The following is an 11039-nucleotide window of genomic DNA, read 5'->3' as shown; positions in this document are numbered from 1 at the left end:
TGCCTGACGGCTTTCGGTGAGCGCATCGCCGCGCGGGATCCCGATCGCCAAACCGCCGAAATCCACATCCGGGCCGCCCTTATCAATCGCTTCAATGCACTCGGCACCGCCGAGGTTGTCCGCGTGGCCTGAGCACCGACGGGAAAGGGCCACTCACACCTCAGGCCGACGTTCTGCAACAACGCCTGGCGCGATGCTCCACCGGAACTTGGCCCGCCCGAGACACTCTACAACGTGTGAAGGCGTTGGCGCGGGGTCGTCGTGTTTGCCGGGATCTTTGACGGGCTGGCCTCGGTGGCAGCGGATCAGACCGCGGTCTGATCGACTCGTCGAATCTAAGGGCCCATCAGGGGGCGTCGGACGCTTGCTGCCGAGAGCCGCCGTTGAACGCCCCGGCCTCAGCCGCCTGCGGAATCACGAAAGCGGCCGTTCATTGCGGTTGCAGCACGCCCTGGAGCCGATAGGGTCCGGAGAGCGGGACACAGGAAACGTTCGCTGCTACAGCGCAGGCGACCGCAATGCCGCGCAGTACGGACGATCCCGACCTGCACCCCGCAGGGACGAACGATAGCTAATCACGCGGCCGCGAAAACGAAGAATTCGATATTGTATGTCGTGAACCCTACTGGATAGTCTCTTTCCCTCGGGAACTCTCACGGAGCGGCTAGTGGATTTTCACTTCACAGAGCCTCAGACTGACGCTGAGCGGCTGTTTGGCGGCTTCCACTACATCAACGCGATCGGAAGAATCGAGGCAGGTGACGATGCTCGGTTTCGCGAGTTTCTGACTAAGGTCACGCCTCCGCCACGCTTGACCGTATATATCGACTCGGTGGGCGGCGACGTTGAAGCGGCGATTGGCATCGGTCGCCTTATTCGCGAACGCTGGTTTTCAACATCGGTGGGTTCGTATGTATTGGACCAAGACCAAGACCCTTCCTATATTCTGCCTCGGAAGCACATCGCTGGCACTTGTGCTAGCGCAGCCACGCTGGTGTACCTCGGTGGCCGACTGCGCTATCTTCCTAATGGATCGAGATTTGGGGTCCATCGGTTCTCGTTCCGAAATCCGTCTCCAGATGATGTGGGCCGGTCACAAGTGCTCTCAGCAAGAATAGCGAGCTATGTGGAGGACATGGGGGTATCCACTGACTTCCTTGAGCTCTCATCTGCCACATCCAGTACGGAAATTGACACGGTAGACGAAGAAAAGCTCCGCGCACTCAAGGTGATTACCGATGGTGAAACCGAAGCGGAATGGACCCTTCAGGCGCGCAATCACATCATGTACGTCCGGGGCGAGCGTGACTCGCTATACGGGCACCACAAAGTCATGCTCTGCTATGCAAAAGGGACAGGTTTCATGTTCTGGGCCGTTATCGAGTCTCAGGGCAGAGAACATGAACTGATGAGTTTTGGCTTGGTCGAGATTGTTGTGAACGGAGAGGATATTCGAATTGACATCTCGCAGAGGTGCGAGCGCCAAGTGAGCGGCATTTATACGAACGTGCTCGCGCGGATCACGGAGGAGGAGGCTCGTGCAATCGCCTTCTCAGAAAGCTTTGGCGTGCGGATCAGGTTTTGTGATGAGGCGCCTGTATTCCTCGGAATATCGTCTGTTTCAACTGAAGGTGGCAAAGAGGAATTACAAACCTTCTTCAACACACTTTGCAAGACGTGAGCGGTGTTCCGGGAAGGCGATGGCTCGAAGCGGTATAGCCCCCTTTTTGGGAACAAACCTCGCCTGGCGTCACTGTGATCTTGCTAAGCAATGTCGACTAAGTGCGATCCGCGTCCTTCAGGCGTGGTGCGGCATCCGTCACTAAGGGCTTGGAGCGGACCTGCGGCGGCGCAGCATGGCGCCTGAGCGCCTGGCGCTGCCGACTCGGGCGCTCCCTGCCGATAGCGGCCGTTCATGTCGAGCACGCCGGATGACCGCAGCCAACCCAGAGCTGCCGGCTGCGGTGTCGGTCGGCGACCATGAAGAGAGTGGCGCGGCTCTATGCGATCATCAGGAGAGGAACATCTGGTTCTGTTATCTGCGAACATGACCTAATAAATTTTTCGCATTATCTGTCCGCGCGATGCGGACGTAATCGACTTAAATAAAGGCACCGCGACGACTTGCTTCAGTCCCTTGAAAAGGCGCCAATTTTAGCGCGCATCGCGTCCACCCACTACTGTATAATGAGCGATACACTTTTCAACACCACCGAATCAAAATATTTCGAGGAACCAATGGACGGTTTGATAATTGATATCATGGAGATGGGTGGAACATTTTTGCTCGTCGTCGCAATTGCTGCAATATCAATAGACCAGCACATTTTAAGGACAAGAAAAAGGCTAAGGATTATATATAACGAACCCCTGTCAATTCCTTCTGCACTTGAAGTGGCCTCTGAGTTTTACTCAATCAAAGGATTAACTGCACGTGGCGTCGCTCTTATAGTTGCCGAACGATCCTTGATCCTATTTGCGCTGCCGGTCGGAGTGTACCTCTTGGCAGAGACGCTTAACCCAGAAGTGAGCATTTATTCATTAACAGACATGCTTCGCTCTGACTTAGGTGTAGCAACTATTTTCGCAATAATCGCGGCAACATTTTTCTCTATCTGGCAAACTTCTACCTTTATTAAACTTGCAAGGGACTCAAAAAGTTTAGCAAGCTCAGCGTTCATTCTCCTTGGGGATGTCTTCCTGTCCCTGAAGATCGGTGTGTTCACCTTGGCTGCTTTTGTTTCATGCTACTTATTCCTTACGGCTTATTTTTTAAAACCTCCTGAAGACACCAAGTACGGGTCAGCAGTAGTCACCACTGAGGCGAGCCTGTTCGGCAACAATGTCGTCGCAGTCAGTGCCTATCCGACTGGTCATCCAGTTCTAACCATCCAGTCGACAGAAAAAATCCCCCTGAGTTCGGTCATCTCGCTCTTTTTGGGCCATGCCGAATATGAAGAAGTAGAGGTTGAGCCAATAAGTTTATCTGAGGGTGAGAAGTATCTTGGATTTGATGCTTCTTATTTAGATGGAGCAACTCATTACCGTAGAATACTTCAAGTTCGCCAATCCCCCCCTCAAGCCTAATATTTTCTCTTACTTCTCGAGTGTATGGACCTTTTATGACAATATAGAAGATAGCTTTTACCCGCTGCTCTCCGGTCAGATTATTTCCATCAAGACTTACGAACTTATAGGTGTTGACACGCTGTACAGAAATATTCTTTTCGTACGCAAGAATAAATCCGGAGAATTAATCTCTACATCTCTCGGGAACGACGAGTCTTGCATTGCATATCTTGGAAATCCTGAGGTGAGTCTTTGGCCAATTGATCGAACGACTACTTTCTACGCAAGGGGCTTTCTGGAACAGCCTGCGCAACTATCAATATTATTCTTCCCTCCGGCGCTCGTCAGCATTATGAGTCTGTGGTTGATAATATGTGCGTCAATTGGCAACGCAATTCGAAAACACAGGCCCAATAGTTCAATACTTGCAAAGTACATAGAGGAGCATGTTTCACTCCTGTTGGTTTTTTCCATCGGCGCCATTAGGGTTTTCGCGATTCCACATTTTTAGGCGTCACATTCCGTGTGATTGTAGGCCCGCTTCCTGCGCCTTGCTGCCGTCCGGGTCGCGAGGCTGAGGGTCAGGTTCCTGCGCTTCGCCACCGTTCGTATAGGCCGCCGCGAAGGTCGGCTTCCCCGCCAGCTCGCCAAGGACCGCCGCGTGAGCGATTGCGGTGCCGTTAAGGTCCGCTTCGGGGAAGCCCGCGCGATAATGAGCTAAGAACTCGAACGTCCGTTCCCCGCCCAAGGTCCTACCGCATCCCGGCCCGTACCCTCATGCCACGAGGCTTTCGGCCACGGCGATACGGTCTTCGAACACCGTCTGCGTCTCGCCGTCGACCCCTGCACAAGCCACGTCCCGACCGCAAGCGCGCCGGGCGGGAAGAGGCCGGCGAGCTCGGCCGCGCCGGTGATCGTGGCCGCGCCCGTGACGATGCCGCCCGAGAACTCGCGGCGGGCAACCGCCTCGGCGCTGCCGCCGGTCAGCTCCGCGATCTGCGCTCCGGCGTCTATCGCCACATCCACCGCGAGCCGCAGCCCGTCGAATACCCATGTTTTCATGCGGCCCTCCATCTGCCCGTTACCCCGTTCTGCCGCCAGCGACCGGCGGCCCGTTGCGCTCTCCACTCTCCGGCCGCGCGGATCAGCACCGCGTCGGGCGGCGGCGACGGATCGGCGGCGATGCCCGCCGAAGCCCCCGCCAGGTCGAGCGCCCCGCCAGCGGCCCCCAAGACCGCCGCCGCCCCTGCCGCATGGCCCGCCAGCGGAACCGCTCCGGAGGCCGCGCCGCCGACCCTGACGGTGCCAGCCCCGCTGCCCGCGAGCGCTGCCCTGCCGGAGGCCCGCCCGATCCCGCCACCGGCCTGCGTGACGCCGACGGCGGCCCCGTCCAGCCGGAGCGTGTCGGCCGCCGCCGCCCTGACCACCGCCGCGGCCCACGATGCCCCGGCGAGACCGATGCCCCCGGCGGTCGCAGCTGCGGCGCGCGCGGTCGCTGTCGCGCCCCCCTGGACGCGAAGGCCGCCAGAGACGGCGCCGGACGCTTCGGCCGTGGCCGCGGCCGAGCCCGCAAGACCGAGAGACCCGGCGGCCTCTGCCGTGGCATCCGCTGGCGCCTCGGTCGGCGCGGGAACGCGCAGGATGACGATACCGCCCGCCCAGGTTCCGCCCATGAAGTCATAGGCGGTCTGCGCGAAGCTGTAGGGGCTTTGGGTGCGGATCGCCGACGAGATCTGGCGCAGCGTGAAGCCCGCGATGCGGACGGCCTCAGGCGGGAAGGCCATCAGACGCCCTCCCGGCGCTGGCGGGCATAGACCCGCTGCGCCTCGTCGCGCGTCACCCGCCGCACGACTTCCGCGATCTCTTCGGGGCTGGCAGTGCTGCCCGCGACCGACACATGCACATCGCCCATGCGGACAGACCCGCCGCCGCCAAGACTGGCGACGCCGAGCTTGCCATTGCCCAGCCGGGTCAGCGGCAGGATCGCCTCGGGGCCTGCCTCGCCCATCAGCCCGGTCGTGGCGCCCTTCATCGGAAAGAAGGTCGGCCGGTCGACCACGCCGCCCGCGGCAAAGGCCCGGATGCGGCCGCCCTCGAAGACATTGCCAAGCGCGTTGACCGTCACGCCGCCGCCCGCGCCCGCACCGCCGAACATCCCCGCGAAGAGGCTGTCGAAGAAGCCGCCCATCGCGGTCGAGACCGGCGAGAGCGCCCGGTCCAGCAGATCGTCGAGCATCCGGTCGGCCAAGGCCGAGATCGCGTCGCCCGCGTCGCCCGAGCCCTTGGCCAGATCCTTGAAGAAGGTCTTGAAGCTGTCGCCGGTCGCCTTCGCGGTGTCGGCCAGATCCTTCGTCGTCGTCTTCAGCTTGTCGATCCCGGCGCCGTCATTGGCCGCCTCGCCGATCCGCGCGAGGCTGGTCGCGGTATTGCCCGCCTCGTCCGAGACCCCGGCCAGCGTTTCCTTCAGCGCCGCCATCGAGGCCAGCGGCGTGCGGATCATCGCATCGGCCACGCCATTGGCCTCGCGCTTCAGCCGTTTGGCCTCGTCGCCCGCTGCCGCCGCGGCCTCTTTCGCCGCCGCCAGCCCCTCGGCCGCGCCGTCCGCCGCCTCCTTCAGGGCCGCCGCGCCGGGCAGGATGTCCGGCAGATCGGCAAAGCGCGCCAGGAACCCCGACCACTTCTCCTGCAGATAGACCATGACATCGCCCCAGATCGCCTTCATCCGGGCGCCGAGCTCTTCCATCCGGAGCCGCATCAGCTCCGGCCCCATGACGATCCGGTCCCAGACCTCGGCCGCGACATCCTTCATGAGATCCAGCGCCGCGCCAAAGCCCCCCGCCGCCGTCACCAGCCGCCCGAACCACAGCACCAGTTCGCCCGCACCGACCACCAGCGCGCCGATCCCCGTGCGCATCAGCGCGGCCCGGGTCAGCAGGAGCTTTGCGTTCAGCGCCGCGGCCGCCACGGTCGCGGCGGCAAAGCTCGCCGCAAACCGCCCCGCGATCAGCGTGGCGGCCGTGCCGGCATAGGCCGCGACCCGGTCGAGGTTCGTCAGCACCAGATCGAGCGCCGAGGCCAGCGGCGCGCCCTTGCGCCAGAGATCGGCAAAGCCGTTGGCCAGCCGCTCGATCCCAGGGGCGGCGGCCGCGGCCAGGCTGTTGCCAAGCCCCGTCGCGACCAGCCCCAGCCGCGAGACCGCATCATTGGCGCTTTCGATGTTATCCGCGTCCAGTTCCGACACCACGACGCCGAAGTCCTCGACGTCGCGGGCGGCCTGGCGCAGGGTGGCCGGATCCATCCGGCTCATGGCGATGGAGCCTTCCTCGCCGAAGAGCTGGCCCGCGACGGCCGCCTGCTGGGCCGCGGGCACGAAGTCGAGGATCGCGGCATTGATCGCCTCGACCCGGGCATCGAGCGGCATCGCCAGCAGATCCCCGGCCGTGAGGTTCAGCCGCTTCAGCGCGTCGACCGCGGGGCCGGTGCCGGTCGCGGCCTGGCTGAGGCGGCGGGTCAGGTCCTTCGTGGCCTGTTCGACCGTGCCCATGGCGACACCCGAGAGATCGCCCGCCCGGCTCAGCACTTGCACCGACTTGACGGTGGTCCCGAGCGATTGCGCCAGCTTCGCCTGGGCATCGACCGCGCCCATGGCCTGTTTGGTCATCAGGCCAAGCGCCCCGGTCGCGGCGGTGACCGCCCCCGCCAGCCCGACCGTGACGGTGCGCGCGAAGCGTTTCGACCGGTCATCGGCCGATTTGAGCCCGTTGCGGAACTCGGCCGAGTCGAGCCCCAGGTTGACGCGCAGCGCGCCGATCACCGCCTTCAGCGCCATGGATCACCTCTTTCTCTGGTTTTGCTGTTCGAACCGCGCGTGAAGGACCCGCGCGCGCAGGATCATCACCGGCGCCTCGCGCCTAGGGTCGGGCGGCAGGATGAAGTCATCGGCCCGGGGGAAGTCGGGCGTCCGGGTCAGGGCCGCGACATGCCAGGCCAGCCAGCGGTCGCGGTGATGACCCACCTTCGCCCGGGCCGCGGCGCCCGCCATCTGGGCGCGGTAAAGCCCCGGGGTCAGGGACCAGAAGGCGGCCGGATCGAACCCGGCCGCGCAATAGTCCTTCAGCAGATCGAACCAGCCCGCGGGGGGCAGGCCTTGCCCGACACGCTCGCCGCGCCCGTCCCGGCCGACCCGTTCGCCGCCTCGGCCCCCTCGGGCTTTCCCGGCGCGGGGGCCTCGCTCGCCAGATCGGTCAGGAAGCCGCAAGCCGAGATCACCCGGCCCAGCACCGGGCCGAGCTCGGGGCCAAGATAGTCGGCGATCCGCAGATGCGCCCTTGCGTCTTCCAGCGAGACCACCGGCCGCGCGGGCGGCGTCACCAGAACCGGGATCGCCCTCATGCGTCGCCCGCCTTACGGGTGCGGCGCGGTTTGGGGGCGGGCTCAGGCTCGGGATCTGGCGCGCCCAGCACGCCAGCGGCGATGAGATGGGCCACCTCGGCCTCGGCAGCCTCGCGCATCTCTCCTTCCAGATACATGCGCTCGCCAAGATGCTGGCGCAGGACCGTGTATGTCGGCATGTCGTCCTCCTATCGGCTCAGGAAAGAGGGCGGATTGCCTGCCCCCTCGGAGAGCCGATCAGTCTTCGCGGCCGAAATCGCCGTAGATGAAGGCGCCCGGGCGATAGGTGGCCAGGGCGAGGCACTTTTCGGCGAGGATCGTCACCAGGTTCTTCGTGAAGCCCAGGCGGCGGAGACAGAGACCTGATCGGGGGCCATCAGTGGTCCGGACACCCGGCCGTCCGTCGTCACGCAATGCCGCGCGGTCAGCCCCCAGTTGCGATTGAGCAAACGGCCCGAACAGCCGTTGTTGACCCGGATCAAGCCAAGCCGGTGCTGCGTGGTCGGATCCACGGGGGTGCCGGACGTGATCGGCTGTTGCACGCTGCAAATGCGGCCCTCGGCCGTATCCCGGCAATTGTCCTGCGCCAGGGCAGCGCCTGATGAAAAGACCACAACAAAAAGACCCACTGAACGCGAGGCCGGGACGGGCATCGAGGCACCTGAAATCTTCGAGTTGAATTAATTAAGATACATACCGATTCCACGCGTCCAGCAATATATCCGCGGACACCTGCTCTGGCGCCACCAGCCCCCCTCCCTCGCATGCGCGGCGCATGATCCGGCCGGATGCAAAGTGCCAGCGGCCCGGATGCCGGTTGCCGCATTGCGTTTTCTTTCGAAGGGTTGGCGGAAAACGGATATGGCGCGCACGGCACGTGGCGGACGGCGGGCGTCCGACCCGACTTACCCGCCAGCCAGATCCGGGTCCGCTTTCCACTTTCGGGCGACAAAGTCGACGAAGGTGCGGACGCGCTCGGCGATCAGGCGATTGTCGGGATAGACCGCATGCAGCGGAACCTCGCCCGCGCTCCAGTCGGGAAGGACAGGCACCAGAGCACCCGACCGCAGCGCGTTGCCCACCAGGAAGCCCGGCAGCTGGCAGATGCCGGCGCCTGCCTCGGCCGCCATCCGAAGCGCCCAGCCCTCGTTCGATTGCAGCCTCGGCGCGACCGTACGTCGATCCGGTCGGCGCCGCGCATCAATGGCCGGATCCACCCCGTGCGCAGGGCCGAAAAATGCAGGATGTCATGGCCGGCCAGGTCGGAGGGCGTCCGGAAAGGTCCGCGCCGGGCCAGATAGCCGGGACCTGCACACAAGAGCAGCGGCGACGCGCCGAGCTTGCGCGCGATCAGGGGCGGCGCGACCTCGAGCGTGCCGCAGATGGCCAGATCGAAGCGCCGCTCGATCAGGTTCCCGGCCACGTTCGAAAGATCGAGCTCGATCCGCATCCCCGGATGCTCTTCCAGAAACTCGGTCACCCGGCCCACCAGATAGCGCTGGCCGAAATCCGGAGGCGCCGAGATGCGCAGCCGTCCTTCGGGCGCGGCATGTTCGGCCCGGGCCGCGCGTTCGGCCGTCGCCACGCGCTCGGACAGATCGTCCAGACGAGCGCGACAGACCTGCCCCGCGGGCGTCAGGCGCACCAGGCGCGTCGAGCGGTGGAACAGCCGCAACCCGAGCCGCGCCTCCAGATCCGCCACCTGCGCGCTGACGATCGAGCGGGTCAGGCCCATCGCGTCGGCGGCAGCGGTAAAGCTTTCGTGTCGGGCCACCGCGAGGAAAACCGCCACGCCATGCAGAGGATCGACCGTCTTCATTTGTCAGCTCATCCGGACAATCATGCCAAGTGGACCCCGTTTATCGGCCTCCTGAAAAGGATCAAATCGCTGGCCTGGAGCAAGAAAATCCTGATGGAGACGCAAATGAACCCCTCCGACCAGTCCGTCTTTTCGGCCCCGGGTGCCGGCCATATCGCGCATGGCTTCGGGCCGCACAGGATCCGCCTCGCATCCGGGGATACCGCCGGACGCCTTGGCGTCTTCGAGGCGGAGGTGCCCAAAGGCTCCGGCCCGCCCCTGCATGTCCATGAACGCGAGGAGGAACTCTTCCGGGTTCTCGAGGGCGCGTTCGCCTTCTGGTGCAACGGCATCCGCGTCGATCCTGGGGCGGGCGGCGTGATCGCGATCCCGCGCGGCGCGGTCCACCGCTTCGAGAATATCGGCGCCGCGCCGGAACGGTTGATGGTCGTGATGACGCCCGGCGGTTTCGAGGGCTTCTTCTCGGCGGTCGAGACCGAAACGCCGGAAAACCCGCAGGCCCTGGACGCGCTCGCCGCCCGCTTCGACCTGCGCTTCGTGCCGGCGCGGGCGGACAAGGCGGCCTGACGGCCGTGGCCCGCCCTGTGGGAAGGCTCTTTCGGGTCAGGTAACGCGTCCTTCGGCCCCGCGAAAAGCTCAGGGGCGCCGCGGAGCCGGCGGCGCCAGAAGCGCCCACAGGCGGGCTTTCCCACCCCGGCACCGGCCGCCGACCGGCCGCCGCCGCGGCGCAAGGACCGCTGGCGCGATGCGGACCTGGCGGGACGCCGGTGTTGCAAAGCCGGCGGCAACGCCCGATCATGGCCCCCGCCCGAAGGAAGGGGCCGGCAAACGGCACCGCTCGGGGCTGCAGGAAGGACCGAGCGTGAAGACCATTGTCGCGGATCACCGCCAGAACCTGCTGGGCGGGGCCTGCATGATCGGGTCCATGGCGGGCTTCGCCGTCGAGGACACCCTGATCAAGGCGGCATCGGAAACCTTGCCGCCAGGCCAGATCCTGATGCTCTTCGGCCTCGGGGGCGCGCTTCTCTTCGCGGGACTGACCCGGCTCGGCGGGCAGCGCCTGGTCAGCGCCGACGCCGTCTCGCGGCCGATGCTGCTTCGCGTGCTGTTCGAGGTCGCCGGGCGGCTTTTCTACGTCCTCGCGCTGGCGCTGATCCCGCTGTCGACCGCCACGGTCATCCTGCAGGCCACCCCGCTTCTGGTGGTGGCCGGGGCGGCGGTTCTCTTCGGCGAGCGGGTCGGCTGGCGCAGATGGGCGGCGATCCTGCTTGGCATGACCGGCGTTCTGGTGATCGTCAAGCCGGGGACGGACGAGTTTTCCCTGCTCTCGGTCCTGGCGGTGCTCGGAATGATCGGCTTCGCGGGGCGCGATCTGGCCAGCCGCGCGGCGCCCCGGTCGCTGTCGACCTCGATCCTCGGAGTCTACGGCTTCCTGGCCGCCCTGGCGGCGGGGGCAATCTTTTCGCTTTTGCAGGGGACACGGTTCATCCTGCCGGACCCCGAAGCTGCCATGTGTCTTCTGGGGGCGGTGCTGGTCGGCGTGGCGGCCTATGGGCTCTTGATGCGGGCGATGCGCACCGGCGACGTGTCGGCGGTCACCCCGTTCCGTTATACGCGGCTGCTCTTCGGCATCGGCCTCGGGGTCGCCCTCTTCGGCGAACGTCCGGGCGCCGCGACCCTCGTCGGCTCGGCCCTCATCCTCGTGTCGGGCCTGTTCATCCTCTGGCGCGGGACCGGGACCGCGAAACCGCGCTAGGAC

General features: G+C 64.6%; 11 protein-coding genes and 2 pseudogenes. 5 read left to right on the top strand and 8 right to left on the bottom strand.

Annotated features, from left to right (window positions below; all coding sequences use genetic code 11):
- The 3 genes and pseudogenes from C8N38_RS16545 to C8N38_RS21195 all read left to right on the top strand — a co-directional run.
- Positions 1-132: pseudogene (locus C8N38_RS16545) on the top strand (IS5/IS1182 family transposase); the annotation flags it as partial.
- A gap of 535 nt (positions 133-667) precedes the next feature.
- Positions 668-1681: a COG3904 family protein gene (locus C8N38_RS16540; protein ID WP_108028254.1), complete on the top strand. Its 1014-nt coding sequence runs from the start codon at positions 668-670 to the stop codon at positions 1679-1681.
- Positions 1682-2187: 506 nt separating this feature from the next.
- Complete coding sequence (locus C8N38_RS21195; protein ID WP_146176301.1) at positions 2188-3087, top strand: hypothetical protein; 900 nt, start codon at positions 2188-2190, stop codon at positions 3085-3087.
- Between the two features lie 699 nt (positions 3088-3786).
- Here the strand turns inward: C8N38_RS21195 and C8N38_RS16535 are convergent.
- From C8N38_RS16535 to C8N38_RS16500, 8 genes and pseudogenes are all read right to left on the bottom strand, one after another.
- On the bottom strand, positions 3787-4131 hold the full coding sequence (locus tag C8N38_RS16535) for a hypothetical protein (RefSeq protein ID WP_146176300.1): 345 nt from the start codon (positions 4129-4131) through the stop codon (positions 3787-3789).
- Entirely contained in the window at positions 4128-4853 is a 726-nt protein-coding gene (locus C8N38_RS16530) for a hypothetical protein (RefSeq protein ID WP_108028252.1), read from the bottom strand. The genes C8N38_RS16535 and C8N38_RS16530 overlap by 4 nt, the downstream gene beginning before the upstream one ends.
- The gene (locus C8N38_RS16525; protein WP_108028251.1) at positions 4853-6898 is read right to left on the bottom strand and encodes a phage tail tape measure protein; all 2046 of its coding nucleotides are present in this window, start codon (positions 6896-6898) and stop codon (positions 4853-4855) included. Before C8N38_RS16525 ends, C8N38_RS16530 begins: the two co-directional genes overlap by 1 nt.
- Before the next feature lie 3 nt (positions 6899-6901).
- Complete coding sequence (locus C8N38_RS16520; RefSeq protein ID WP_108028250.1) at positions 6902-7111, bottom strand: hypothetical protein; 210 nt, start codon at positions 7109-7111, stop codon at positions 6902-6904.
- Positions 7112-7182: 71 nt separating this feature from the next.
- Positions 7183-7461, bottom strand: a complete 279-nt coding sequence (locus C8N38_RS16515) for a hypothetical protein (protein ID WP_108028249.1) — start codon at positions 7459-7461, stop codon at positions 7183-7185.
- A complete protein-coding gene (locus C8N38_RS16510; RefSeq protein ID WP_108028248.1) occupies positions 7458-7640 on the bottom strand; it encodes a hypothetical protein in 183 nt (60 codons plus the stop codon). Before C8N38_RS16510 ends, C8N38_RS16515 begins: the two co-directional genes overlap by 4 nt.
- 141 nt (positions 7641-7781) lie before the next feature.
- Positions 7782-8114 carry a trypsin-like serine protease gene (locus C8N38_RS16505; protein ID WP_108028247.1) on the bottom strand — a complete coding sequence of 111 codons (333 nt, stop codon included), beginning with the start codon at positions 8112-8114 and terminating at the stop codon, positions 7782-7784.
- Positions 8115-8366: 252 nt separating this feature from the next.
- Positions 8367-9280, bottom strand: a pseudogene (locus C8N38_RS16500) (LysR substrate-binding domain-containing protein).
- Between C8N38_RS16500 and C8N38_RS16495 the strand changes: the two are divergent.
- Together C8N38_RS16495 and C8N38_RS16490 are read left to right on the top strand one after the other, a co-directional pair.
- Complete coding sequence (locus C8N38_RS16495; protein WP_215731166.1) at positions 9257-9847, top strand: cupin domain-containing protein; 591 nt, start codon at positions 9257-9259, stop codon at positions 9845-9847. The pseudogene C8N38_RS16500 and the gene C8N38_RS16495 sit on opposite strands and share 24 nt — an antisense overlap.
- A gap of 346 nt (positions 9848-10193) precedes the next feature.
- On the top strand, positions 10194-11036 hold the full coding sequence (locus C8N38_RS16490; RefSeq protein ID WP_108028260.1) for a DMT family transporter: 843 nt from the start codon (positions 10194-10196) through the stop codon (positions 11034-11036).
- The last annotated feature ends 3 nt before the right edge of the window (positions 11037-11039 follow it).

The sequence above is a fragment of the Rhodovulum kholense genome (genome assembly GCF_003053725.1).
GTDB classification, from domain to species: Bacteria; Pseudomonadota; Alphaproteobacteria; order Rhodobacterales; family Rhodobacteraceae; genus Rhodovulum; species Rhodovulum kholense.
Note: the sequence above shows the minus strand (reverse complement) of the source record. Positions and strands in the feature narration are given on the sequence as shown.

Excerpts from the sequence above, each read along its gene's own strand:
- C8N38_RS21195 (WP_146176301.1), top strand. The coding sequence starts at position 2,188 with ATGAGCGATACACTTTTCAACACCACCGAATCAAAATATTTCGAGGAA.
- C8N38_RS16535 (WP_146176300.1), bottom strand. The coding sequence starts at position 4,131 with ATGAAAACATGGGTATTCGACGGGCTGCGGCTCGCGGTGGATGTGGCG.
- C8N38_RS16530 (WP_108028252.1), bottom strand. The coding sequence starts at position 4,853 with ATGGCCTTCCCGCCTGAGGCCGTCCGCATCGCGGGCTTCACGCTGCGC.
- C8N38_RS16525 (WP_108028251.1), bottom strand. The coding sequence starts at position 6,898 with ATGGCGCTGAAGGCGGTGATCGGCGCGCTGCGCGTCAACCTGGGGCTC.
- C8N38_RS16520 (WP_108028250.1), bottom strand. The coding sequence starts at position 7,111 with ATGGCGGGCGCCGCGGCCCGGGCGAAGGTGGGTCATCACCGCGACCGC.
- C8N38_RS16515 (WP_108028249.1), bottom strand. The coding sequence starts at position 7,461 with ATGAGGGCGATCCCGGTTCTGGTGACGCCGCCCGCGCGGCCGGTGGTC.
- C8N38_RS16510 (WP_108028248.1), bottom strand. The coding sequence starts at position 7,640 with ATGCCGACATACACGGTCCTGCGCCAGCATCTTGGCGAGCGCATGTAT.
- C8N38_RS16505 (WP_108028247.1), bottom strand. The coding sequence starts at position 8,114 with ATGCCCGTCCCGGCCTCGCGTTCAGTGGGTCTTTTTGTTGTGGTCTTT.
- C8N38_RS16495 (WP_215731166.1), top strand. The coding sequence starts at position 9,257 with ATGCAGAGGATCGACCGTCTTCATTTGTCAGCTCATCCGGACAATCAT.
- C8N38_RS16490 (WP_108028260.1), top strand. The coding sequence starts at position 10,194 with ATGATCGGGTCCATGGCGGGCTTCGCCGTCGAGGACACCCTGATCAAG.